This window comes from Streptomyces diastaticus subsp. diastaticus (genome assembly GCF_011170125.1).
In the GTDB taxonomy this organism is placed as follows: domain Bacteria; phylum Actinomycetota; class Actinomycetes; order Streptomycetales; family Streptomycetaceae; genus Streptomyces; species Streptomyces diastaticus.
Genome location: NZ_BLLN01000005.1, coordinates 300,938 through 324,669, shown reverse-complemented (window position 1 = coordinate 324,669; position 23,732 = coordinate 300,938). Strand labels below are relative to the sequence as shown.

The window sequence follows — 23,732 nt, the reverse complement described above, 5'->3', positions numbered from 1 at the left end:
CCTCGGCGGCCCCCGGCGAGGGTGACCGCGCGGGCCCGGCTAGGCCGGATGGCGGAGCGGCGGGCGCCCCTCGCTCGCCGGGAGGCGAACCTGTCCCTGCCGGTACGTCCGGCAGCCAGGACGAGGAGCGGAGAGACGTGATGGCCACCACGACGGGCGAGCCCCGGGCGGCAGCGGCACCACCGGTGAGCATCCGGTTGCCGGGCCTCCTGCTCGGTGTGGGGCTCGGCGGCTTCGTCGACGGCATCCTCCTGCACCAGTTGCTGCAGTGGCACCACATGCTCTCCAGCACCGACACGGACAACATCGGCGTCAAGTTCTACAACCCGGACACCGTCTCCGGGCTGGAGATGAACACCGTGTGGGACGGGATCTTCCACACGGTCTGCTGGCTCTCGGTCCTGCTCGGCCTGGCTCTCCTCCACGCCCGTGTCACCCACCGTCGCCGTCGCGTCTGGGCCTCACGCAAGCTGTGGGGGTGGGTCCTGGTCGGCTGGGGCCTGTTCAACCTGGTCGAGGGCGTCCTGGACCACCACATCCTCGGTATCCACCACGTCCACGCCGGGGACCAGCAGCTCTGGTGGGACATCGGCTTCCTCGTCCTGGGCGCCCTGCTGGTCGTCGGCGGCCACCTGATCCAGCGTGGGGCCCGGCCCCTCGGCCCGGGGACCCCGGCCGACCCCGCGGACCGGCGCGCCTGATGCACCACGACACGCCCGCGCACGCGGACGGCACGGAGAGCGGCCTCGCGGAGTGGCTGCTGCCCGGCCTCGTCCTGCTCGCGGCCGCTGCCGGCTACCTGCTGCTGGCCCGCCGGGCGCGCCACCGCAACGCGGCCCTCGGCTGGAGCCGCCGGCGGACCGCCGGCTTCCTGACGGGGACCGCCCTGCTCGGCGTCGCCCTGCTGCCGCCCGTGGCCGTCTTCGCCCACGAGGACTTCCGCGGCCACATGGCCCAGCACATGCTGATCGGCATGTACGCGCCGCTCGCGCTGGTCCTGGCCGCGCCCGTCACGCTCCTGCTGCGCACCCTGCCCGCGGCCCGGGCACGGCAGCTGACCGCCGTCCTGCACAGCCCGCCCGCCCGGGTGGTCGCCCATCCCGCGGTGGCGCTCCTGCTCTCCTCGGGCAGCCTCGCGGTCCTCTACTTCACCCCGCTCTACAACGCCACCCTGGGCCACCCGGCGGCACACTGGCTGCTGCACGCCCACTTCCTGCTGTCGGGCTGCCTGTTCGCCTACGTCATCGCGGGCCCCGACCCGGCTCCCGCCCGGCCCGCCGTACCCGTGCGGCTGGTCTGCCTCGGCGTGGCCGTCACGGCGCACGCGGTGATCTCCCAGTTGATGTACGGCGGCTTCTGGGTGGACGTCCACGCGCCGGCCGACCAGGTGCGGGGCGGCGCGGAGATCATGTACTACGGCGGCGACATCGCCGAACTCCTGCTCGCCGCCGCCCTGGTCACCACCTGGCGCCCGGAGCGCGGCCGCGGGGACCGACGGGGAGCAGCCGCCCGGCAAGCGCCCGTGGTCGTCTGAGGCTGCCTCGGAGCGGCGAGCCCCGGCGCCCGGCGGGGCACCCGCACGCGTACCTGCCTGACCGGGCCCTCCTCGGAGCGGAACGGGGACGGTGGAACCGTCCCCGCCGGCAAGGCCGTGCCGCCGTCCGGGGAGGCGGCCGCCCCGGTGTCGGCACCGCCGCACCGCACCCGGCCGGCGGCGGGGCGGCGGACGGCGGCGGTTCCTGCCCGGCGGCCGGCCGTGCCGGGCGGGGCCTGGCCACGTACCGGCCGGAGGGCCTGGCGGGCAGTCAGCCCTTGCGGCCCGACGTCGGCTCGGGTGCCTCGGAGCCGGGGCGCAGGCTGTCCATGAAGGAGCTGACCGAGAAGACCGCCCGGCCCGCACCGGCCGGACCGTATCCGGGCGGGGAGGAGAGGCCGAACTCCTCCATCGTCGAGCGGTAGGAGTCGAGCAGCCGGATGTGGTACTCCAGCGGCGCGCCCAGCGGCTGTGCCTTGCCCAGCGGGGTGGTGGGTTCGGGGCACCAGGTGGTGAAGCGCGGGGTGATGCCGCGCGACATGAAGTACCGCAGCCCCTCGGTGGTCGAGTCGATCGCCTCGGAGACGTCGGTGAAGCCGAACGGCTCGGCCATCTCCACCCCCGCGACGAAGTTGGGGATGACGTTGCGCGCGCCGAAGACCTCCGCCGACTCAAGGATGCGGCGGTGCCACTCGTCGCGGCCGACGTAGCGCTCCTTGCCGGGGCAGTACAGCTCGAAGAGCCGGCGGTCCCACACCTCGTAGTTGGGGTGGTAGATCCGCACGCCGTAGTCGTAGAAGCGCTGCACGTCCTCGCGGGGCAGGGCCTGTGCGACGACCTTGCCGATCCAGCGGCCGGGGAAGCGGTCCTCGATGGCCTTGGCGTACTGCCCGTAGAAGTCCGCCTCGTCCTTCCCCTGGACCTGTGAGGTGATCGAACCACCGGTGAGCGTGTACGCCGTCGAGGCGCCCGCCGTGTCGTACTTGTCGATGATCTCCAGCGCCTCCAGCACCTCCTCGACCGGCTTGACCCCGGTGTAGGGGCGGCCGGCCGCCTTGTGCTGGCGCCAGTTGTGGTTGATGTCGCAGTACTGGCACTCCTCCTTCGCGCCGAAGTACTGGCAGACCCGGAAGACCGTCAGGTAGATCAGGTAGCCCCACTGGATGGTGGGCGCCACCTCCATCACCGACTTGCCGTTGGCCAGCGTGTGCCGGTAGTAGTCCGGCATCGGCGGCAGGCCGACGTCGGCGATCCGCCGCCCGTCCAGGTACAGGCCGAGCACGCCGTCCGCGTCCGCCGCCACCCGGTACGGCGAGGACGGGTTGACGCGGACCGAGACGACGGTGCGCCGCAGTTCGTACGGGCCGCCGGTGAGGACGATCTCCTCCGGGGGGCGCCGCAGCGCGGCCTCGCCCAGCTCGGGGAGGGTGCCGTGGTCGAAGGAGAAGATGAAGTACGACTTCGGCTTCACCTCGCCGCCCTCGTTGTCGCTGAGCGCGGACGGGTCGAAGGCCATGCCGCCGCGCAGCAGGTCCTCCTTGATGACCGCTTCCCGTGGCACGTGCGGGTACCGCTCCATGAGCTGCTCGACCAGCTCGGTGCGTCGGGTCTCGGTCGGGCTCGTCATGCGGGTGCTCCTCGGGGTCGTACGGTCCGGGCGGCGGCGGGGCGGCCGCCCGGACCCACGGTAATGCGGACGTATCGCCTCTGGGCGGGCCGGGTCAGGGTTCGATGAGGCCGGCTCTGATCGCGTACCGGGTCAGCTCCAGCCGGTCGCGCAGGCCCAGCTTGTGCAGCAGGTTGGCGCGGTGGCGTTCGACCGTCTTCACGCTGATCACGAGCATGTCGGCGATCTCCTTGGACGAGTGGCCCTCGGCGACGAGTTTCAGGATCTCCTCCTCACGGTCGGTGATGGCCTTCGGCGGCAGCTCCCCGCCGTCCTTGGCCCGCTCCAGGTAGTTGCGGATCAGCGCGGTGATCGCCCCGGGGTAGAGGAACGGCTCGTCGCGCATGGCCGCGCGGCACGCCTCCACCAGGTCCCGGTCGGCCACCGACTTCAGCACGTACCCCGCCGCGCCCGCCTTCAGCGCCTCGAAGAAGTACTGCTCGTTGTCGTACATGGTGAGGATCAGGATGCGCAGCTGCGGCTGGAGGCGGGTCAGCTCGCGGGCCGCCTGGAGCCCGGTCAGCCGGGGCATGGCGATGTCCAGGATGGCGAGGTCCGGCTGTTCGGCGCGGGCGAGCTCGATCGCCTCGGCTCCGTCCCCGGCCTCACCCACCACGGTCAGGTCGGGCTCGCTGTCGAGGATCAGCCGCACCCCGCGGCGGACCAGCGCGTGGTCGTCGGCGAGCAGGATGCGGGTCTTCGGTGACTCGGACATGATCAGGTGTTTCCGTCGCTTCAGTCGGGGCGGGCGGGGGTCGGGTCGGCGGCGGCAGCCGCGGGGGCGGTCGTACGGTCCGGCTCGGCGGACGCGGGCCGGCCGGTGGGCACGGTCAGCCGGATCTCGGTCCCGCCGCCCGGCGGACGGCCGACCTGCAGCTCCGCACCGATCAGCAGGGCGCGCTCGCGCATCCCGCGCAGTCCCGCGCCCTCCGGGCTGTCACCCACGCCCCGGCCGTCGTCGCGGATGCGCAGTTCCACCCCGCGCCAGGTCCCGGCGAGCCGCAGCTCCAGCCGGGAGGCGGCGGCGTGCCGCACGGTGTTGGTGCACGCCTCCTGGGCGACCCGGTAGACCACCAGCTCGGCCTCCTGCCCGAGCTGCGGCAGGTCGGGCTCCAGGTGGTGTCGGACGGCCAGTCCGTCCGGCGTGGGCGTCTCGGTGGTCAGCGACTTGAGCGCGCTGACCAGGCCCAGCTCCTCCAGGACCCCCGGCCGCAGGCGGCGGGCGATGCGCCGGATCTCGTCCAGGCTGCCCCGGGTGATCTCCTGGACCGTGCGCAGCTCGTCGCGGACCGGCGCCGGTGCCTGGTCGGAGACCCGCTTCAGCTCCAGCAGGACGGCGGTCAGGGTCTGGCCGACCTCGTCGTGGAGCTCCTGCGCGATGCGGCGCCGCTCGTCCTCCTGCGCGGAGAGGGCGCGGGCGCTGGAGGCCGCGCGTTCCGCCTCGAGCCGGTCGAGCATGGTGTTGAAGGTGCGGATGAGATCGGCGATCTCGCCGTGCCCCACCACCTCGGTACGGGGCACGGGCCGCAACAGGTCGATCGTGGTCATCGCCCGCGTCACCCGCTGCAACGGCGCCAGGCCGATCCGCAGCATCGCCGCGTTGGCGGTGAGCATGAAGGCGATCCCTCCGGTGAGGATCAACGCCTCGGTCAGCAGCACCGGGGTGGAGACGGTGATCGGCCCCAGCAGCAACAGCGCTGCCGCCGCCACCAGCACCGCCGCGTTCAGCAGGAAGATCCGCCAGAACAACGACAGGGCCGGCTGGCGGCCCTCATTCCTGTCATGCGTCACGTCGCTCGCACCTTTCCGGTTCGTGCCCCCACTATCGCCCGTCGCCGCCCCGTCCGGGCCACGGGCCCCCGACGTGCCGCCGTACCGCCGGTGCGCGTGAGGCCGGAGGGCCTTCACCGCAGTCCGATGGGTGACGGCACCCATGCCCCGGGGGCTCCGCCCGCGCGGCCTGCACGTTGCGGAGCCACCGATTTGGGTGCCAGGCCCGATGGCCTCGCGGACCTCGGCCGACGATCGTGGAATACGGAGCGGCAACTGCCAGTCGTGGGACGACCGGCGAGGCGCCGACGCCGGTCCGTGAGAGCGGTGACGGGCCCACCCGACGGCAACGCCGGACGTGCGAGTGACGGCGCACGGGGCCGGGCGCGTCAGCGACGGGAAGCGGACGGCGCGGGCAGGTGCCGTCAGGGCCGGTCCGGACGGCGCCGGGCGCACGCCGGGCAGCGGCGGGCCGGCACGAGGCGGGGAGGAGCAGCCGATGGCACACGACATGGCCCAGGACGCGCGACTGCGCGCGCTCGAGGATCACCTGCACGCCCAGGACCCCCGCTTCAGTGAGGCGATGGACGCCGGAGAGCCGCGCCCGCCCCGCGAGTACCGCCGGGGCCGCGCCTGGCTGCTGCTCCTGGCGGGGCTGACCGCCCTCGGCGTCGGCATCGGGGTCGGGCACGGCCTGCTGCTCGCCACGGGGCTCGTCGTGGCCGGGATCGCGGTGCACCTTTTCGATCCCGACCGTCCGCGCCCGCGCGGCCTCTTCAGCTCGCGCTGACCGACGCACGGCGACTGAGCCGGCTTCTTCGCGGAAAGGGGCGCACGGCGGGAACCGGGCCCGGGGCGCCCTGGCCGCCGGGCCGGGGGAGGGGGCCGGTGAGCGCGCCGCGGTGCCGGTCCGGGGCGCCTGCCGGGCGCCGGCGGACGGTGGGGAGACGGGCCGTGCGCCCGCCCGGGCGGCTGCCCCACTCGCGGCAATTTCACGCCGTATTTCTCCCTCTTTATTCGCATTTATTCTCTTTGTGCATTTTTCCCTGCGCTACAATCCTTTACCGAGTCATTGCGCTCCGTTGAGCAGGCAATTGCTCATTTCACAAGGGCCCTTTCTGGGAGAATGACGGCCCTGTTCCACGGCACGGCGAGGGGGAACCATGAGGTGCGCCAGTCACCGCCTCGCGCCGCTGCCCGCCGCAGGCGCCCTGTCGGCCCCGTGTCCTCCCAGGTCGCACCGGGTGGACAACGCGCCGCGCGACAGCGTCCCGGATCCTTGCGGCGACCCGGCGCGCCGTTCCGGTTATTGACGCGGCGTCGCCCCTGACCTGGTGCACCGCCGGTACACCGAGTCCCCCGGATACGGACATGTTCCGAGCTGTTCGGGGCTGACGTGTTCTGACCACCGCGGGTGATACACAATCCCCTTCGGAAACGCCGTCGTGCCCTCCTGCCCGGACGCGCCCGGCGGTTTCCGCCATCCGTCACCCGCGCCTCATCTGGAGCCCGCCATGGAGCCCACCGCCCACACCAGCCGCACCGCCCTGCCCGGCGTCGGTACCCGCTACGACCTGGAGACGGAGGCGGGCCGCCACCTCTCCGTCGTCGTCCACCACGACGGCCGCCGCATCCTCGCCTTCCACGACCCCGAGGACGACGACAACTGCCGTGACGCCGCCCCGCTCGAACCCCACGAGGCGGCCGCACTCGTCCCGCTGCTCACCCCCGACCCCGTCGCCCACCTCCAGCACAGGGAGATCGACCTGGTCACCGAGCACATCCCCGTCACCAAGCGCTCTCCGTACGCAGGCCGCACCCTCGGCGACACCCAGGCCCGCACCCGCACCGGTGCCTCCATCGTCGCCGTGCTGCGCCGCACCGCCGCCGTGCCCTCGCCGACCCCCGACTTCCGCTTCGCGATCGGCGACAGCCTCGTCGTCGTCGGAACGCGCGAAGGCGTGGACGCCGTCGCCGAACTGATCACCGGAGGATAGAAGCCCGTGCACAACACCACAGCCATGCTCATCGAACTCGGGGCGATCATCCTCGCTCTCGGGATTCTCGGACGCCTCGCGGGGCGGGTGGGCTTCTCTCCGATCCCCCTCTACCTCCTGGCCGGACTCGCCTTCGGCCAAGGGGGGATCCTCCCGCTCCAGGCCAGCGAGGAGTTCGTCGCCACGGGGGCGGAGATCGGGGTGATCCTGCTCCTGCTCCTGCTCGGCCTGGAGTACAGCGCCTCGGAGCTGGTCACCAACCTCAAGACGCAGTACCCGTCCGGTGCGGTCGACTTCGCCCTCAACGCGCTGCCCGGCGCGGCCGCCGCGCTGCTGCTCGGCTGGGGGCCCGTCGCCGCCGTCGCCCTGGCCGGCGTCACCTGGATCTCCTCCTCCGGCGTCATCGCCAAGGTCCTGGGCGACCTCGGCAGGCTCGGTAACCGCGAGACGCCGGTGATCCTCGGCGTCCTGGTCATCGAGGACCTGGCGATGGCGGTCTACCTGCCCATCCTCACCGCCCTCCTGGCCGGCGTCAGCTTCGCGGGCGGCAGCATCACCCTGCTCATCTCGCTCGGCACGGTCGGCGCCGTCCTCTACGTCGCCCTGCGGCACGGCCGCCTGATCAGCCGCGCGGTCTCCTCGGACAACGCCGAGATGCTGCTCCTCGTCGTGCTCGGCCTGACCCTGCTCGTCGCCGGCATCGCCCAGGAACTCCAGGTCTCCGCCGCCGTCGGCGCCTTCCTCGTCGGCATCGCCCTCTCCGGCGAGGTGGCCGAGGGCGCCAGCAGCCTCCTCACTCCGCTGCGCGACCTGTTCGCCGCCGTCTTCTTCGTCTTCTTCGGCCTGAGCACCGACCCGGCCGCGATCCCGCCGGTCATCGTGCCCGCCCTGATCCTGGCCGTCGTCACCACCTTGAGCAAGATCGGCACCGGCTACTACGCCGCCCGCCGGGCGGGCATCAAGCCCGCCGGCCGCTGGCGCGCGGGCGGCACCCTGGTCGCCCGGGGCGAGTTCTCCATCGTCATCGCCGGTCTCGCCGTCGGCGTCGAGCCGCGCATCGGCCCGCTCGCCACCGCCTACGTGCTGATCCTGGTCATCGTCGGCCCGCTCGCCGCCCGCTGGACCGAGCCGATCGCCCGCCGCCTCTCGCCCGCCCGCAAGCCGGGCGCCCCGCTCCCGGCGGCGCCCGCCGGTGCGGCCGTGCGGGACGTGTCCGACGGCGGCGGGGCCGGCGCCGAGACGGCCGCCCCTCTGGACGCCGCCTCCGAGGCCGCTCAGGACGCCGCCCGCACCAGTGGCTGACCCCCCCGGCGCGCGACGCCGCCTCCCGGGCCCGGCCTGCCACGCGCAGGCCGGGCCCGCGGCGTTCGCGAGTGGGTCCGCGATGGGCCTGGCGGTGGGCCTCTCACGCGTTGACGGATCGCCCCGGTGCCGTCACGCTCGTGCCAACTTTCGCCCAGCCACGGGAGGACCCCGGTGTCGCGCATCCTCAAGACTCTGCTCAGATGTGTCATGGTCATGGCATTCATGGCCGGTACGGCGGTCGTCGCGGCCGGACCCGCTCAGGCCGACGGCTGCTACACCTGGTCGCGGACGCTCCGCGAGGGGGCGAGCGGGGCGGACGTCACCCAGCTCCAGATCCGCCTCGGCGGCTACCCGGGCCAGGGAGCCGTCCTCGCCGTCGACGGCTCCTTCGGGCCGGCCACCAAGGCGGCCCTCAAGCGGTTCCAGTCCGCCTACGGCCTGGCCTCGGACGGCGTCGCCGGCCCCGCCACGTACAACAAGATCTACGCGCTCCAGGACAACGACTGCACCCCGGTCCACTTCACGTACGCCGAGCTGAACAAGTGCAACAGCACCTGGTCGGGCGGGGCGGTCGGCGCGGCCACCGCGAAGTCCAACGCCCTGCGCACCATGTGGAAGCTGGAGGCGCTGCGCCACGCCCTCGGTGACAAGCCGATCCGGGTCACCAGCGGATTCCGCTCCAAGTCCTGCAACTCCGCCGTCGGCGGTGCCACCAACAGCCGCCACCTCTACGGCGACTCCGCCGACCTCGGCGCCGGCCCGCACTCGCTGTGCACCCTCGCCAAGCAGGCCCGCAACCACGGCTTCCGGGGCATCCTCGGCCCCGGCTACCCGGGCCACAACGACCACACCCACGTGGACCACCGCGCCTCGCGCCACTGGTCCGCCCCCACCTGCGGCATCTGACCGACGCCCCGCGCGGGCCCGCCTTCCGTCCGCCCTCCCCGGGTGGCGGAGGAGCGGGCCCGTGGCGTTCTCGGCGCACCCGGCGACCGGAGGGAAGCAGAGGCGCATGTTCCGCATCACTCTTGACGCGTACGTGACGGCCTGTATGGTCTAGTCCAAGTGAGAATTCCCTTACGGCGGGGGCCCGTTGCCGCCTGCCTGCGAGATGGGGGAATTCCCGCCGGCCTTGCACTTCCAGGTCCCCACACCCGTCGCCGGAGAAGCACGCCAGGGATTCCCCCACGAATCAGGCGCGTCGAACCGGACGAAGTGAAGGAGTTTCTGCATGCGTGGTCTCAAGAAGCGCGCCGCATTCGTCGGCGCGATCGTCGCACCCGCCCTCGCGCTCAGCCTGCCGGCCTCGACGGCCAGCGCCCACGGCTACATCTCCGACCCGCCGAGCCGCCAGGCCCAGTGCGCCGCCGGTACGGTCAGCTGCGGCGACATCACCTACGAGCCCCAGTCGGTGGAAGGCCCCAAGGGGCTCAGCTCGTGCAGTGGCGGCAACTCCCGCTTCTCCGAGCTGGACGACGACTCCAAGGGGTGGGCCGTGACTCCGGTCTCCTCCTCCACCTCCTTCCAGTGGAAGCTGACGGCCCAGCACGCCACGTCCACCTGGGAGTACTACGCGGGCGGCCAGAAGATCGCCGAGTTCGACGACGGCGGCGCCAAGCCTGGCGAGACCGTCACCCACCAGGTCGACTTCGGCGGGCTGAAGGGCCAGCAGAAGGTGCTCGCGGTGTGGAACGTCGCCGACACCAGCAACGCCTTCTACGCCTGCATCGACGTCAACGTCAGCTGACGTGACCGACCCCGGCCGCACCGTGCCCTGACGACCGGCGGCCGGGACTCCCCGGGACGGGGACCCCATGGGCGTACGTGGCGGCCGGAGACGAGCCGGCCGCCGCGGTGGGGCAGCCCCGCGCCACCTGACCGGCCCGTACGCCCTACGGCGTACCCCCCCCCGGCCCGCCCGGCACCTCCTCGCCGTCGCGGGCTCTCCTTCCCCCACGTGCCCCCGGGCCGCCGCCGATGGTGCGGCGGCGGCCGGACCAAGGAGCGACCCCATGCGTACCCGCCTGATCGGGCTGCTGACCGCGGCCACCTCCGCGCTGGCCCTCTCCGCGCTCGCCCTCTCGCCCACCGCGCAGGCCGAGCCGCGCGCCGCCGACGACTTCATCGTCAGCGAGGCGCAGTTCGAGTCGATGTTCCCGAACCGGAACTCCTTCTACACCTACTCCGGCCTCACCGACGCGCTCAGCGCCTACCCGGGCTTCACCAACTCCGGCAGCGACACCACGCGCAAGCAGGAGGCCGCCGCCTTCCTCGCCAACGTCAGCCACGAGACGGGCGGCCTCGTCCACGTCGTCGAGCAGAACGAGGCGAACTACCCGCACTACTGCGACAGCACCCAGCCCTTCGGCTGCCCCGCGGGCAACGACAAGTACTACGGACGCGGACCGGTCCAGCTCAGCTGGAACTACAACTACAAGGCCGCGGGTGACGACCTCGGAATCGATCTGCTCAACAATCCCGACCTCGTGCAGAATGACTCCGCCGTCGCCTGGAAAACCGGCCTCTGGTTCTGGAACACGCAGTCCGGAGCGGGCAGCATGACCCCGCACGACGCCATCGTGAACGGTGCCGGATTCGGTGAGACCATTCGCGCGATCAACGGCAGCATCGAATGCAACGGCGGAAATCCCGGCCAGGTCCAGAGCCGTATCGACCTCTACGAGAGCTTCACCGACGTCCTCGGCGTCGAGCCCGGCGCCAACCTCAGCTGCTGACCGTCCGCGGTGACGCACCGTCACGGCCCGCCCGGTTCCCGCTCGGCGCCGGGCGGGCCGCCGTGCGCCCCCTCGGGGCCGCCGGACCGGCTGACGTGGCCGGGCGGGCGCGTGGCGCGGGGCCGCCTCCACCGTCCGCCGCGGGACACACCCGCGGCCGGTCCGGACGGCGCCCCGCCGGACGAGAGGCCCCGCTGGCCGGTGGACCCACATCCGCGCAGGGACCGGGCCCCGGCTGACGAGGTGCACCGGATGAGACCCGGCGGAGGGTGTCCGCACGCGGACAACGCCGCGCTGCTCGCCCGGGGGGCTGGTGGCGCGGGTCGTGCCGCCGGGGGAGATCGCGGGTGTGGCCCTTCTCGGACACGAGAATGCGCGGGGCCTTCCTCGCCCGTCCTGACGTGGCCAACGGTCCGGCCGCTTCACCGACCTGCGCGAGGGGCGCCTCCCCGACGGCCGGCCGCTGCGGACCTTCGCCACCGTGCCCGGTGTGACCACCGCGGACGACCCCGGTCGCCGCCGGCTGCGCGTGCCGGTCGCCGCCGCCTTCACTCTGTCCCGAGTCGAGGCGCCGCGCCCGCGCATCGTCGCGCCGGCCGACTCCCTGCTCGACGAGGCAGAGGCGGTGGCGGAGGGCCGCCGACCCGCGGCGTCTGTTCGCGCTGCCCCTGCCGATGGCGGTCATCGGCGAACTCCTCGGTGTCGACCCGGCCCACCACGACCGCCTGTCCGCCCTGTCGGAACGTGTGGTCGCCACCGGCGCCGACCCCGGGGAGACCCTCAGCGCGCACCGCGCCCTGCTCGTGCTGCTCGGCGAGGTCGCCGAAACCCGGGCCGCCGCTCCCGGTGGCGACCTCACCAGCGCGTTGACCACCGCACGCGACGAGGGCGGCGGACGGCTCGCACCCGCCGAACTGCTCGGTCCCCTGTTTCTCCTGGTGGTCGCCAGGCTCGGGACCACCCTCCACCTCGTCACCAACGCCGTCCGCGCCCTGTGCTCCCGCCGGGACCAGCTCGCCTCGTCCTGCGCGGGCATGCCACCTGGGGCCAGGCCGTCGAGGAGCTCCTGCGCCGGGACAGCCCCGTCAGCGCCTTCCCCTTCCGCTACGCCACCCGGGGCCTCAGCCTCAAGTAGAGGGTGAGGCCTCGGGTACGCCGGTGCTCGCCGGGTACTCCACCGCGGGCCGGGACCCCGCCACGCACGCGCCGGACGCCGACCGCTTCGCTTCACCCGGACCGGGCCCCGGCACCTCTCGCTCGGGCTCGGCCCGCACTCCTGCCTCGGCGCGCCGCCGGTCCGGCTGGAGGCGACCGTCACGCCGGAACGCCTCCTCGGCCGGTTCCCCGGGCCGGCCCTGGCCGAGCCGGAGGAGACGCTGCCGCCGATCGCCGGGTGCGTCGGCGGCAGCGTCCGGCGCCTTCCCGTCCGCCTGCACCGACCCTGCCGTGACGCGGACGGGCTTCCCGGGCGCCGTCGGCCGTTCACGATCCGGTTCGCGCCGTGTGCTCCTCGATCGCGCGGGCCAGCCGGGGCCAGACCGCCGGAGGCAGCGCATGGCCCAGGCCCGCGACCTCCACCAGCCGGGCGGCGCCCACCGCCTGGCTCAGGTGCACGGCGTGCCCGGGCGGGTAGACCGGGTCGGCCGGTGCGGAGATCACCAGGAACGGCACCTGGTTGCGGGCCAGTCCGGCGGTGCGCACCAGGCCGGACTGGTCGGCCTGGGCATGGGCCGTACTGGCCCCGCTGTGGCCCGTGTGGCGGATGATCCGCTCTTCCTGGTCGCGGAAGAACGCCTCGTCGAAGGGGACCTGGTCGCCGTTGAGCAGCTTCCAGTGGCGCAGCCGGTGCTCGATCTCCGTTGCCTCGTCCCGTTCCTCGGGGGGCCGGGACCACGCCTCGATCAGCCGTGGGTCGACGGGCGGCAGGTCGGCCGGGGTGGCCCGGGTGCCGTCGGCCCTAGTCCACGGCGCCTCGCTGGCGGCGCAGGTGCCGAGCACGGTGGCGCTCAGCAGGCGGTCCGGATGGTCCGTGACCAGGAGCTGGACGAGGATGCCGCCCAGCGACATGCCGACCGCGTGTGCGCGCTCCACGCCCAGGGCGTCGAGGACCGCGACCGCGTCCCCCGCCAGGTCGGACACCGCGTACGGCTGCTCGGCGTAGGACCAGGTCGATCTGCCGGTGTCGCGGTGGTCGTAGCGGATCACCCGGTGGCGCAGGGCCAGGCCGTGGACGAGCGGGTCGGGCCAGGCGAGTCCGGAACTGGCGGCGCCCATCACCAGGAGGAGGGCGGGGGCGTCCGGGTCGCCGTGCTCCTCCACCCACAGGCGGACGCCGGGTACGGGTTCGATCCAGTGTGTGCGGGGTGTCGTGGCTGGTGGGGTCATGCGTACTCCTCGGTCCTCAAGCCGGGCCGGTCTGGGTGATGCGCCGGCCATCAGCGCAACGAGACGTATCGTCTCGTTTGGTGGGTGTGATGTCAAGGCTCCTCGGGGTGGAGGCGGCCGGGCGGTCCGGCCGCCGATCCGCTTGTGGGTGATGGGGCCGGTGAAGCGCAGGTCAGCCACGCGTCGGGCGCCTGCGCGAGCTGGGCGGTGACGGCGGTGAACGCGGCCTCGCCGAGAGGTCCCGCCAGGTGGGTACGGCGGCAGGCGGCGGGAGGTGTACGAGACGGATGGCCGCCGTAGCGTGCGTCCGGCTGTGGTGCGGGCGGCGTCCACTTGGTCTGCGGGCGGAAGGCGGCCGCCGAGAGCCGGGGTGCGGTGGGGCTCCGCGAACGCGCGGTGAGCGACCCGGGCGGAGTGCGGTGGGTCGAGTGGTGGGCCAGTACGCCGCCGTGAGCGTCGTCACCGAGGTCCGGTGCGGGGCGTGGCGCCGACGGTGGACCGCGAATCCGGAGGGGCGGCGCGGGCCGGCGCGACCCTCTTCGGGAGAAGCCGACGCCGAACGCCGGAACGCCGAGTGCCGCCAGGTACTGCCGTCGCCCGGCCGGCTTCGGCGAGCGCGGTCGTTGTCGCGCGGGCGGGGGGTCTGAAGGACTCCTAACAAAATGATCTTCAAGGTGGTTGGATCGCTCTGGGGCTGTTGATCCGGGGGTATGGAGTGGCTCGGTCGAAGTCGTGGTATGTCGATGACGAATTGGGGGCGGTGATCGAGCTGCTGCTGCCCATGGTCGAGCGCCGAACTTGTCACCCGGGCGCAAGCGGCATCCGGACCGGCTTGTGTTCCAGGGCACCCTGTTCGTTCTGCACACCGGGATCGCCTGGGGACACCTACCGCGGGAACTCGGCTTCAGCTCGGGGATGACCTGCTGGCGCCGTCTGGCGGAGTGGATCGAGGCCGGTGTGTGGCCCCGACTGCACGAGGCCCTCCTCGCCGAACTCCGCAGCGCGAACGCCCTGCACTTCTCCCGGGCGGCCGTCGACGGCTCCCGCATCCGGGCGTTAAAAGGGGCTCAAAGGCGGGACGAAGCCCTGTCGACCGGGGCGGGACGGGCGGTAGGTGCCACCTGATGCCGCTCGCCGTCACCTTGACCGACGGCAACCGCAACGACGTCACTCAGCTCATTCCACTGCTCCAGTCGGTGCCACCCGTGCGTGGCAAACGCGGCCGACCCCGGCGCCGTCCGGACATCGTGCTGGGCGACCGCGGCTACGACCACGGCAAGTTCCGCCGTCTCGCTTGGTACCTCGGTGTGAAGTTGCTGATCGCCCGCCGCGGCGCCGCGCACGGGTCCGGCTTGGGGGCTCAACGGTGGGTAGTTGAGCGCGCGTTCGCCCACTTGAACTGGTTCCGCCGACTTCGCATCTGGGAGAAACGGGACGACTTCCACGAAGCGTTCCTCATCCTCGGCTGCGCTCTGATCTGTTGGCGGTGCTTGAAGACGCTGCGGTAGCGTTTCCGAGCGGCGGTTGCAGTCAGCGACGCGTCAGTCCCGTTCGGTCGTTTCGGAGCGGGCCCGAGGCCAGACCCGTAAGCCCCACGCTGACGAGTGTGACGGCACAAACGACGACGGTGACGGAGGCGCCCTGAAGGTCGACGAGCGCACCGAGCACGTTGTTCATCAGTAAAAGGGCAAAGCTCTGCACAAGCGCCAGAACCGCCTGAATTCGCGACAGGTGGGAGTCGGGTGATGACGCCAGGACCAGCGGCGCGATGTGCGTGGAGAAGGTTCCGTTGCCGATTCCGATGACCAGGCCGCCGCCGACGGCGACGGTCGCACTGGGGGAGAGGCCGAGCGCGAGCACGCCCCCACCCGCCAGGATCAGCGCGCTCGCCGCCATCAGACCAGGCCTCCCCAGTGGGCCGCGCTTCACCACCACCAGGGTGACCGCGACCATGCCCACGCCCTGCGCTCCGAACACCAGCCCGGCGGCTCCCGCGCCCCACTCCTCCTCGCGTGCAAGCAGGGGGACCAGCAGAGAGAGCACGGGCAGCAGGAAACCGGCTGCTGCCCCGGTGAGCCAAAGCCCCGGGCGCAGCACTGGATGGGAGAAGGCCACCTTCACCCCGTTCAAGGCTTCCTTCAGGAGACCGTCCGTCTTCGGAGCCGGAGGCACGTGCTGCTGGGGGCGGACGGCAATCAGGACAACCAAAGTGAAGGCGAAGGTGACCGCGTTGACGACAGCGGCGCCCGCGAACCCCGCCAGGCCGACCAGCACGCCGGCCAACGGGCCGCCTCCCATGTTGATCACTTGGCCGCCGACCTGCCGGAGGGACAACGCACGAGGCAACTGAGCCTTGTCCACCAACCGTCGGGGCATGGACCCTGAAGCTGGCAGATAGAACGCGTCGACGATGCCGACCACAACGCCCGCTGCGATGAGCAACAAGGGCGGAGCTCCCAGAGAGTAGGCGACAGCCGCGAGAAAGAGCGAGAAGATCAGCATCACCGCGTCGCTGGTGATCAGCACGCGGCGCGCGCTGACGCGGTCGCTGACCGCCCCTCCGACGAGAAGGAACAGGACGCGAGGCAGCGTGATCGCGCTCAGGGCCAGCGCCGCGACGCTCCCGCCATACTCGCTGGCCGCCCAGCCGAGGGCAAAGTAGAAGACCGAATTGCCCACGAGCGACACCAGGATGCCGACGAGCCACAGCGTGTACGCCCGAGGCAGCCGGTCCTCGCGGTGCCTTTCGTCGTACACCCCCGGGAGTGCGGCGACACCGGTTTCCTTAGTCTCCTCGGCCGCCTCATCACTGGCCGCCATCGGGTCCCCCGATCGATCCGACGATGAAGATGAGCACGAGGCGACAGTGCCACACGGCTCTGACATCCGGCCCAGTCGGCGTGGTCTCCGCTGCGGAAGGACTGCTGTACCCGTTGGAGAATTGCTCGCTCTCGTCAACCTCCAGGTCCTATTTCGTTAGGGATTCCAACGAGCTCGTGCATGGTTGGGATGAAGACGTGTTGATGTTGCGGTCGGCCTTTTGATCACGCGGCCAGCACGTGCAGCGCGAGTGCCTTCGTGTGGTGGGTTGCTTGTTGGTCGGTCAGGAGTCCGACGATGGCTCTGATGGTGTCGGGCAGGTGTCCCGGTGGGTGTGGTGTCGGGCGAGAGTCCTCCAGTTTCTTGAGGTGGGCGGTGCCGTGCTCGACGCGGTTTCTGGCTGAGGAGTGAGCGAAGCGGGCGGCTTCGTGGTGTGCCATCAGCCATTGCAAGCGTTCGAGGTGTTTGCCGCGGCGTTTGCGTGGTGGGGTGACGACCTGGCCGTGGGTTTGGGCCGCGAGGCCCTGGTAGCCGGCTTCGGCAAGGATGTGCAGGTCAATGGTGTCGGCGAGCAGGTCGACCACGTCGGTGTCACAGGCTTGGGTGATGTCGGCGACGGAGCCGGCCCGGACCTCGCCGCAGAACAGTGGTCGTCCGCGCTGGTCGGTGACGACGAGGGCTTTCATGGCGTTGATGCGGCTCTTGCCAAAGATGAAGCGGCTGCGTCCGCCGAGGTGTGCGCCCGGGTGACGGACTCGGATCTCGGTGGCGTCCATCAGCGCGGTCCGGCCGGTGGCGCCGAGGCCGGTGATCACATCGGCAAGCGTGTGAAGTCGCAGACCACCGTCGATGCGACAGCCTCGGCCGGCGAGGAGCGGCCGGATCTCGCCGACGGCACGGGGGATGGTCGACCGGTCCACCTGGAACCAGCAGGCCAGTACGTCGTGGGTGACGCCGTGTCTCAGATGTACGAGTGTGGCCAGGAGCCGGTCGGCGAAGACCAGCTTGTACTTCGCGCCCGCTCCGACCGCTCGCCGGCGTGGTCCGTCGAGTAGCTCGAAACCCTGCGTGCCTGCCAGATCGGTCCCAACTCCGCGACCGAGTCGGCAATCACAGCCGTTGAAAGGCCCGTGCCCCGACGTTCCGACATGATCCACACCCACGTGCCTGCATCCCCACCGCGAACGGCCTGACGAGCTGGCAGGGTCGACGTCACCGCCAACCTTGCACGAGCTCGTGAGTGCGGCGAGATCCTCGACGGGGGCGGCGTGCTCGGCGACGGCGGTGTCGTACGACGTGCGGACCGCCGCGAGGTGGGGAGGTTCCGTCATCCGGCGAAGGTGGTCCGAGCCGCCGGCGGTGGGGGATCTCCGCGCGTGCGACCCGCCGCTGCCGGGGGCGGTTCTCGCGCGCGCGGAGGTCGGGGTGGCTCAGTCGCGCAGGGCGGCGCGGGCCGTGTCCAGCACCGTGGGCGCCGGGCGGTTGAAGGGCAGCTTGGCCAGCAGTGCCGCCATGCCGCAGGTGTTGCTGACGCCGGAGTAGACGAGGCCGGTCGCCACCCCGGCGGAGAGGAGCCGGGCGCGCGGGGCGCGGCGGCCGAGGAGCAGGCCGGTCAGGACCAGCGAGCCGGCGGCGAAGCGGACCTGCCGGTCCATCGCCCAGACCGCACGGGACGGAGCCGGCCCCGGTTCGAGGAGCAGGCCGGCCGCGGTCCAGCCGCTGACGCCGCCCTCGACGCCGGTCGCGGGGATGCCGACGGTGGCCAGCCGGTTGCAGGCGTCGGCGGAGCGGCGGCCCGTGGCGCACACCACGAACAGCTCACGCCGCCCGGCTGCGTCCTGCAGTTCGGGCAGAAGCGCCGAGACGCTGTCGAGCGGCAGGTTCACCGCGCCGGGCAGATGTCCGGCGGCGAACTCGCCCGGCGTCCGGACGTCGAGCACGAGCGTCTTCGGCGTCTCGCGGGCGTGGAGGTCGGCGGGGGAGATGGTCACGGGGGCGTCCTCCTGGAGCGGGTGGGGAAGGTGCGTGCCGCACGCGTGCACGGACGCGTGGGGCGGACCGCCGGGGAGGCGGGCGCCCGACGGGCGGAGGCGGCGGTCTGAACGAGCGCCTCCGATACCCCCCACCGTATCAAGCGCGGGGGATTTCCCTGCCGCCGCACCTGCCCCCCGTCGCCCCGCCCACGCCCCCTTCCGGGTGTCGGGCCGGCCTGCCCCTCCGCGCCGCGCCGGCCCCCGGCGCGCCGGCCGCTAGCCTCGCGCCATGAGCGAGATGAGCGAGCACCCGCGCTGGTACACCGTCGTCCTGAAGCCCCAGCTCACCGACCCGGAGGGGCGCCCGGAGCACGGCTCCCCGCTCCGGGAGGCCCGGGTCGAGGCCACCGGCGACCTCGGTGCCAGCGGCTACCCGCGCTACGTGGGCTCCGGCATCCAGGCCGACATCGACCCGGCCACGGGGGCCGTCGAGGCCATCACGGTCGACGGCGACGAACTCCCCCTCGGCTACGTGGCGCAGGTCCGCGACGGCGGCAGCGAGGCCGGCGGGGACCCGCTCGGTCCCGAGGGCTTCGACCTCGGGACGTCCCCTCTCTCCGACGATCCTCCCGCCGGCCAGGGCGGGAGCGGTGGCGCGGGCGCCCACCGGGCCTAGCGCGTGACCGCTGCCACTCCCTTCTGCAACTAGTTGCACAACGATGGGGGTGTCCTCTAGAACTGTCCGTACGACATCGCCGTACGGAGGGCCGCCATGAGCAGCGCCAGTGACTACCCGCACCTGCTGACCCCGCTGGACCTCGGGTTCACCACGCTGCGCAACCGCGTGCTCATGGGCTCCATGCACACCGGCCTGGAAGAGGCCCCCGGCGGCCTCGACCGGATGGCCGCGTTCTACGCGGCGCGCGCCCGGGGCGGCGTCGGCCTCATGGTCACCGGCGGCATCGCCCCCAACGACCGCGGCCGCTCCGCCGAGGGCGGCGCCCGCCTCACCACCGAGGCCGAGGCCGCCGAGCACCGTGTCGTCACCGAGGCCGTTCACCGCGAGGGCGGCAAGATCGCCCTCCAGATCCTCCACTTCGGCCGTTACGCCTACCATCAGGACCTCGTCGCCCCCAGCGCCGTCCAGGCCCCGATCAACCCCTTCGTCCCGCACGCTCTCACCGACGACGAGGTCGAGGAGACCGTCGAGGACTTCGTCCGGGCCGCCGCCCTGGCCCGCTCCGCCGGGTACGACGGCGTCGAGATCATGGGCTCCGAGGGTTACCTCATCAACGAGTTCATCGCCGCGCGCACCAACCACCGCGAGGACCGCTGGGGCGGTTCCTACGAGAACCGCGTCCGCTTCCCCGTGGAGATCGTCCGCCGGGTCCGGGAGCGGGTCGGCGAGGACTTCATCCTCATCTACCGCCTCTCCATGCTCGACCTCGTCCCCGGCGGCTCCTCGCTGGAGGAGGTCGTCGCCCTCGCCAAGCTGATCGAGGAGGCCGGGGCCACCCTCATCAACACCGGCATCGGCTGGCACGAGGCCCGCGTCCCCACCATCGCCACCCAGGTGCCACGCGCCGCCTTCACCTGGGTCACCCGTGAGCTGAGGGGCGCCGTGACCGTCCCGCTGGTCACCGGCAACCGCGTCAACACCCCCGAGGTCGCGGAGGAAGTCCTCGCCGACGGGCGTGCCGACATGGTCTCCATGGCCCGGCCCTTCCTCGCCGACCCCGACTTCGTCGCCAAGGCCGCGCGCGGCCGCGCCGACACCATCAACACCTGCATCGGCTGCAACCAGGCCTGCCTCGACCACACCTTCAGCGGCCGGATCAGCAGCTGCCTGGTCAACCCGCGCGCCTGCCACGAGACCGAGCTGGTCCTCGCCCCTTCCCGGCTGCGCAAGCGCGTCGCCGTCGTCGGCGCCGGACCGGCGGGGCTCGCCTGCGCCGTCTCCGCGGCCGAGCGCGGCCACGCCGTCACCCTTTTCGACGCCGCCGAGGAGATAGGCGGCCAGCTCGACGTGGCGCGGCGCGTTCCCGGCAAGGAGGAGTTCGACGAGACCATCCGCTACTTCCGCGTCCAGCTCGCCGAGCACGGCGTCGACGTCCGCCTCGGCAAGTCCGTCACCGCCGCCGACCTCCCCGAGCACGCGTACGACGAGGTCGTGCTCGCCACCGGCGTCACCCCGCGCGTCCCCGCCATCCCCGGCGTGGACCACCCCACCGTCGTCGGCTACCTCGACGTGCTGCGCGACCGGGTGCCGGTCGGCCGCCGCGTCGCCGTCATCGGCGCGGGCGGCATCGGCTTCGACGTGGCGGCCCACCTCACCGACAGCGGCGACGGGGCCTCCCGCGACGCCGCCACCTACTTCCGCCACTGGGGCGTCGACACCACGTACGCCACCCCCGGCGGTCTGCGCGAACCCGAACTCCCCGCCACCGGGCGCACCGTCCACCTCATCCAGCGCAAGACCGGCAAGGTCGGGGCGGGCCTGGGCAGGACGACCGGCTGGATCCACCGCACGGAGCTGCGCCACCGGGGCGTGACCACCGTCGCGGGAGCCACCTACGACCGCATCGACGACGAGGGCCTGCACCTCACCGTCGAGGGCGAGCAGCGCACGCTTCCGGTCGACACCGTCGTCCTGTGCGCGGGTCAGGAACCCCGCCGCGACCTCTACGAGGAGCTGTGCGCGGCCGGCCGCGCACCCCACCTGATCGGCGGCGCCGACGTCGCCGCCGAACTCGACGCCAAGCGCGCCGTCAAGCAGGGCACCGAACTGGCCGCGACGCTCTGACCCGCGGTGTCCGCCCGTGCCCGGCCGTCATGGCCGGGTACGGGCGGCGGCCGGCCCGGGCAGGCCCGCGCACTCCTTAGGATTGGTCCATGTCCCTGCCGCACGCGATCCTCACGGCCCTGCTGGAGAGGCCTTCCTCGGGACTGGAGCTGACCCGCCGCTTCGACAAGTCGATCGGCTACTTCTGGTCCGCCACCCACCAGCAGATCTACCGCGAGCTCGGCCGCCTCGAACGCGAGGGGCTGATCCGCTCCCTGCCCACCGAGAAGCCCGCCCGGGGCCGCCGCAAGGAGTACGAGGTGCTGTCGGCGGGCGGCGAGGAACTGGCCCGCTGGGCCGCCGAGCCGCAGGACCCCCGTACCGTCCGGGACCCGCTGCTGCTGCGGCTGCGCGCCGCCGCCGTGGTCGGTGGTGTCGGGCTGGAGGAGGAGCTGAGCCGTCACCTGGAGCTGCACCGCGCGCAGCTCGCCGAGTACGAGGCCATCGAGCGCCGGGATTTCCCTCCCGTGCCGGACCGGCCGCGCGAGGACCGGCTGCGCCACATCGTCCTGCGGGCGGGCATCGAGCTGGAGACCTTCTGGACGACCTGGCTGACCGAGGCGCTCGACGAACTGGCGCGCCCGGCCGGTGAGGCGGGGGCCCCTTCCTGAGGGACGCTCAGTGCCGCGCGCCCGCCGCCGCCTGCAGCGGCCCTCGGCGCGGCCGCTCACGATGACCCACTCCCGCTCCCCTCGTGCGAAGGCCGGGGTGGGTGGGGCGGCCCGAATGCCTCCGCCGGTGCGGGGCTGCCGGGGGCGGAGCGGGCGGGGCGGAGCGGGCGGGGAAGGCGCCTGGCGGACTGACCGGGAGGCGGGAGACCGGCGGGACGCCCGGCGCGCCGCCGGCCCAGGGGCCCGTGCCGGTGGCCGGAACCGACGGCCCGCCCGTCCCACGGAGCACCCGTCCCCGTGCGCGACACCGCTGGTGGGTGGCTGCCTCCGCCCGACGGCGCCGCCCTCACTCCTTCCCGGTCACCACGGTCCGCTCCGGTGAGAACCCGCCCCAGGTGCCGTCGGGAAGCTTGGCCCGCAGCTTCACGCGGTGCTTCACCCCGTCCTCCTTGCCCACGAAGAAGGTGTACTCGGCCTTCCCCTCGGGAACCTCGCCGCCCCAGACGAGGCTGGTGTCCTGCTTCCCGTCCAGCCGTATCTGGTACTCGGTGACCTCACCGCCGGTCTTCGGCGCCACCCAGGTCAGGTCGATGTAGTGGCCCTCGCCGGTGTGCCGCGCGGTCGCGACCAGCTCCGTCGGCGCGGCGCCCGCCTCGGGCGCTCCCTTCCCCGCCGTGGTGAGAGGGGCCTCGGGGGAGGCGGGCGAGACGTTGCCCGCGCCGTCGCGCGCCTTGACGGTGAACCGGTAGGCGGTGCCCGGCCGCAGCCCCGTCACCACCGCCGACGTGCTGTCCCCGCCGGCACTGTGGATCTTCGTGTCGCCCTGGTAGATGTCGTACGAGGCGACCGCCTCGTCGTCCTTGGCGGCCGTCCAGGTCAGGGTGGCGGCCCGGCTGCCGCCGGACTCGGCGGTCAGTTCGGCGGGAGCGGTCGGCGGGCGGGTGTCCTCGGGGCCCTGCTTCGGCGTGGTGACCGACACCCGCTTGCTGGCCGGGCCCTCGTTGCCCGCGGTGTCCAGAGCCCGCACCGTGAAGACCTGCTCGGTGCCGGGGCGCAGGCCGGTGATGTCGACCATGTGCCGCTCGGCCGGGACCTCCTTGACCTTCTTGTCGTCGAGCAGTACCTCGTACCGCTCGACGCCCTTGTCGTCGGTCGACTGGTTCCACATCACGTGGACCGAGGTGGCGCTGCCGGCCACGGCGGTCACCCCGGTCGGCGCCGTGGGCGGGCGGTCCGGCTCCACCGTCCTCCCGCCCAGGGAACACCCGGTGAGCGCCACCGCCACGGCCACGACCAGGAGCGGAACCCGGGCGGCACGCCGGGGGAGCGCGGGCCGCGGCGCCGGGCCCGCCGCGGGGGCGCCGGCGGCCGTGGGGGCTGGGAGTTCTGGAGTTCCACGCACGAGGGCAGCCTTCCACCGGAGTTATTGGTCTGGACCTGTATGGCACAGCGGGCCCTCCTTCATCAAGAGGCGGCCGCGGACCGGTGGCAGCCGAAAGTCCGCTGACCGCACGTTTCGGCGGGAATGACCCCCGGGGGAGGCGCGGGTGCGGCCCTGCCGACGAGGCGTCAGGACCGGCGCGCAGCCCCGCGCCTGACCGACTCCGCCCACAGGATCAGCGGGACCTGGAGCGGGAGCCGGGCGTAGGCCATCGCGCGCTGCGGGGCGGGCCGGTCGCGCCAGTCGGCGGCCATCTGGAGGTTGGCGGGGAGGACGGCGACGAAGAACGCCCCGGTGAGTCCGGCCGCCGACCGCCGGGTGCGCGGGTACGCGACCCCGGCGGCGAGCGCCACCTCCGCCACGCCGCTCAGCCGTGTCCAGTGGCGGGGCTCGCCGGGCAGCGCCTTCGGCACGATCGCGTCGAACCCCCTCGGCGCCGCGAAGTGCGCGGCGCCCGCCGCGGCGAGCAGGCCGGAGAGGAGCAGGGCGGAGCGGGAGGGTGCGGGCACGGCGGCCTCCTGGGAAGCGGCGTCGGGACACGCCGAGGCTACGGGGCGGGTCGGCGGGGAGGCGGTCGGCCGCACCCGCCATTCTCCGTACCCTGGGGCGTTTTGGGAACGAATGCGAAGGTTCGGCTGGCATGCTGGCTCCGG

The 23,732-nt window shown here is 72.9% G+C and carries 20 protein-coding genes and 2 pseudogenes; 13 read left to right on the top strand and 9 right to left on the bottom strand.

Features of this window, described 5'->3' with window-relative positions; genetic code table 11:
* The first annotated feature begins 140 nt into the window (after positions 1–140).
* Entirely contained in the window at positions 141–701 is a 561-nt protein-coding gene (locus tag Sdia_RS19120) for a DUF2243 domain-containing protein (RefSeq protein WP_189500219.1), read from the top strand.
* A complete protein-coding gene (locus Sdia_RS19115; RefSeq protein WP_189500220.1) occupies positions 701–1,534 on the top strand; it encodes a cytochrome c oxidase assembly protein in 834 nt (277 codons plus the stop codon). The genes Sdia_RS19120 and Sdia_RS19115 overlap by 1 nt, the downstream gene beginning before the upstream one ends.
* 271 nt (positions 1,535–1,805) lie before the next feature.
* On the opposite strand, the gene Sdia_RS19110 is transcribed toward Sdia_RS19115, so the two are convergent.
* The 3 genes from Sdia_RS19110 to Sdia_RS19100 form a co-directional block, all read right to left on the bottom strand.
* Positions 1,806–3,161, bottom strand: a complete 1,356-nt coding sequence (locus tag Sdia_RS19110; protein WP_100454007.1) for a radical SAM protein — start codon at positions 3,159–3,161, stop codon at positions 1,806–1,808.
* Positions 3,162–3,255: 94 nt separating this feature from the next.
* Positions 3,256–3,915: a response regulator gene (locus Sdia_RS19105; RefSeq protein ID WP_008409348.1), complete on the bottom strand. Its 660-nt coding sequence runs from the start codon at positions 3,913–3,915 to the stop codon at positions 3,256–3,258.
* A 20-nt stretch (positions 3,916–3,935) separates the two neighbouring features.
* Entirely contained in the window at positions 3,936–4,955 is a 1,020-nt protein-coding gene (locus Sdia_RS19100) for a HAMP domain-containing sensor histidine kinase (RefSeq protein WP_100454409.1), read from the bottom strand.
* Positions 4,956–5,469: 514 nt separating this feature from the next.
* On the opposite strand from Sdia_RS19100, the gene Sdia_RS19095 reads away from it, so the two are divergent.
* The 7 genes and pseudogenes from Sdia_RS19095 to Sdia_RS19065 form a co-directional block, all read left to right on the top strand.
* Complete coding sequence (locus Sdia_RS19095) at positions 5,470–5,760, top strand: DUF3040 domain-containing protein (RefSeq protein WP_164380343.1); 291 nt, start codon at positions 5,470–5,472, stop codon at positions 5,758–5,760.
* Between the two features lie 724 nt (positions 5,761–6,484).
* Positions 6,485–6,967, top strand: a complete 483-nt coding sequence (locus Sdia_RS19090; protein WP_100454012.1) for a cation:proton antiporter regulatory subunit — start codon at positions 6,485–6,487, stop codon at positions 6,965–6,967.
* Between the two features lie 6 nt (positions 6,968–6,973).
* Positions 6,974–8,269, top strand: coding sequence for a cation:proton antiporter (locus Sdia_RS19085; RefSeq protein ID WP_189500221.1), 1,296 nt, complete (start codon positions 6,974–6,976; stop codon positions 8,267–8,269).
* A 210-nt stretch (positions 8,270–8,479) separates the two neighbouring features.
* Positions 8,480–9,178 carry a D-Ala-D-Ala carboxypeptidase family metallohydrolase gene (locus tag Sdia_RS19080; RefSeq protein ID WP_100454411.1) on the top strand — a complete coding sequence of 233 codons (699 nt, stop codon included), beginning with the start codon at positions 8,480–8,482 and terminating at the stop codon, positions 9,176–9,178.
* A gap of 325 nt (positions 9,179–9,503) precedes the next feature.
* Positions 9,504–10,019: a lytic polysaccharide monooxygenase auxiliary activity family 9 protein gene (locus Sdia_RS19075; RefSeq protein WP_100454014.1), complete on the top strand. Its 516-nt coding sequence runs from the start codon at positions 9,504–9,506 to the stop codon at positions 10,017–10,019.
* Positions 10,020–10,284: 265 nt separating this feature from the next.
* The gene (locus tag Sdia_RS19070; protein ID WP_100454016.1) at positions 10,285–11,007 is read left to right on the top strand and encodes a chitinase; all 723 of its coding nucleotides are present in this window, start codon (positions 10,285–10,287) and stop codon (positions 11,005–11,007) included.
* A 252-nt stretch (positions 11,008–11,259) separates the two neighbouring features.
* A pseudogene (locus tag Sdia_RS19065) lies at positions 11,260–12,440 on the top strand (cytochrome P450 family protein); the annotation flags it as partial.
* 49 nt (positions 12,441–12,489) lie between these two features.
* On the opposite strand, the gene Sdia_RS19060 reads toward Sdia_RS19065, so the two are convergent.
* The gene (locus Sdia_RS19060; RefSeq protein ID WP_189500222.1) at positions 12,490–13,392 is read right to left on the bottom strand and encodes an alpha/beta fold hydrolase; all 903 of its coding nucleotides are present in this window, start codon (positions 13,390–13,392) and stop codon (positions 12,490–12,492) included.
* A gap of 781 nt (positions 13,393–14,173) precedes the next feature.
* Here Sdia_RS19060 and Sdia_RS19055 point away from each other — a divergent pair.
* A pseudogene (locus tag Sdia_RS19055) lies at positions 14,174–14,900 on the top strand (IS5 family transposase); the annotation flags it as partial.
* Positions 14,901–14,922: 22 nt separating this feature from the next.
* On the opposite strand, the gene Sdia_RS19050 reads toward Sdia_RS19055, so the two are convergent.
* The 3 genes from Sdia_RS19050 to Sdia_RS19040 form a co-directional block, all read right to left on the bottom strand.
* A complete protein-coding gene (locus Sdia_RS19050; protein ID WP_100454020.1) occupies positions 14,923–16,212 on the bottom strand; it encodes an MFS transporter in 1,290 nt (429 codons plus the stop codon).
* A 224-nt stretch (positions 16,213–16,436) separates the two neighbouring features.
* Entirely contained in the window at positions 16,437–17,543 is a 1,107-nt protein-coding gene (locus Sdia_RS19045) for a transposase family protein (protein WP_229831287.1), read from the bottom strand.
* A 99-nt stretch (positions 17,544–17,642) separates the two neighbouring features.
* On the bottom strand, positions 17,643–18,203 hold the full coding sequence (locus Sdia_RS19040) for a rhodanese-like domain-containing protein (RefSeq protein WP_100454022.1): 561 nt from the start codon (positions 18,201–18,203) through the stop codon (positions 17,643–17,645).
* 271 nt (positions 18,204–18,474) lie between these two features.
* On the opposite strand from Sdia_RS19040, the gene Sdia_RS19035 reads away from it, so the two are divergent.
* The 3 genes from Sdia_RS19035 to Sdia_RS19025 all read left to right on the top strand — a co-directional run bounded on the left by Sdia_RS19035 (position 18,475) and on the right by Sdia_RS19025 (position 21,638).
* The gene (locus tag Sdia_RS19035) at positions 18,475–18,861 is read left to right on the top strand and encodes a hypothetical protein (RefSeq protein WP_229831289.1); all 387 of its coding nucleotides are present in this window, start codon (positions 18,475–18,477) and stop codon (positions 18,859–18,861) included.
* A gap of 96 nt (positions 18,862–18,957) precedes the next feature.
* On the top strand, positions 18,958–20,988 hold the full coding sequence (locus Sdia_RS19030; RefSeq protein ID WP_100454025.1) for an NADPH-dependent 2,4-dienoyl-CoA reductase: 2,031 nt from the start codon (positions 18,958–18,960) through the stop codon (positions 20,986–20,988).
* An 89-nt stretch (positions 20,989–21,077) separates the two neighbouring features.
* Entirely contained in the window at positions 21,078–21,638 is a 561-nt protein-coding gene (locus tag Sdia_RS19025; protein ID WP_100454027.1) for a PadR family transcriptional regulator, read from the top strand.
* Positions 21,639–21,984: 346 nt separating this feature from the next.
* On the opposite strand, the gene Sdia_RS19020 is transcribed toward Sdia_RS19025, so the two are convergent.
* Together Sdia_RS19020 and Sdia_RS19015 are read right to left on the bottom strand one after the other, a co-directional pair.
* Positions 21,985–22,881 (bottom strand): fibronectin type III domain-containing protein, encoded by an 897-nt coding sequence (locus Sdia_RS19020; protein WP_100454030.1) that lies wholly within the window; start codon positions 22,879–22,881, stop codon positions 21,985–21,987.
* A gap of 326 nt (positions 22,882–23,207) precedes the next feature.
* Positions 23,208–23,588 carry a DoxX family protein gene (locus Sdia_RS19015; protein WP_100454032.1) on the bottom strand — a complete coding sequence of 127 codons (381 nt, stop codon included), beginning with the start codon at positions 23,586–23,588 and terminating at the stop codon, positions 23,208–23,210.
* Between the last annotated feature and the right edge of the window lie 144 nt (positions 23,589–23,732).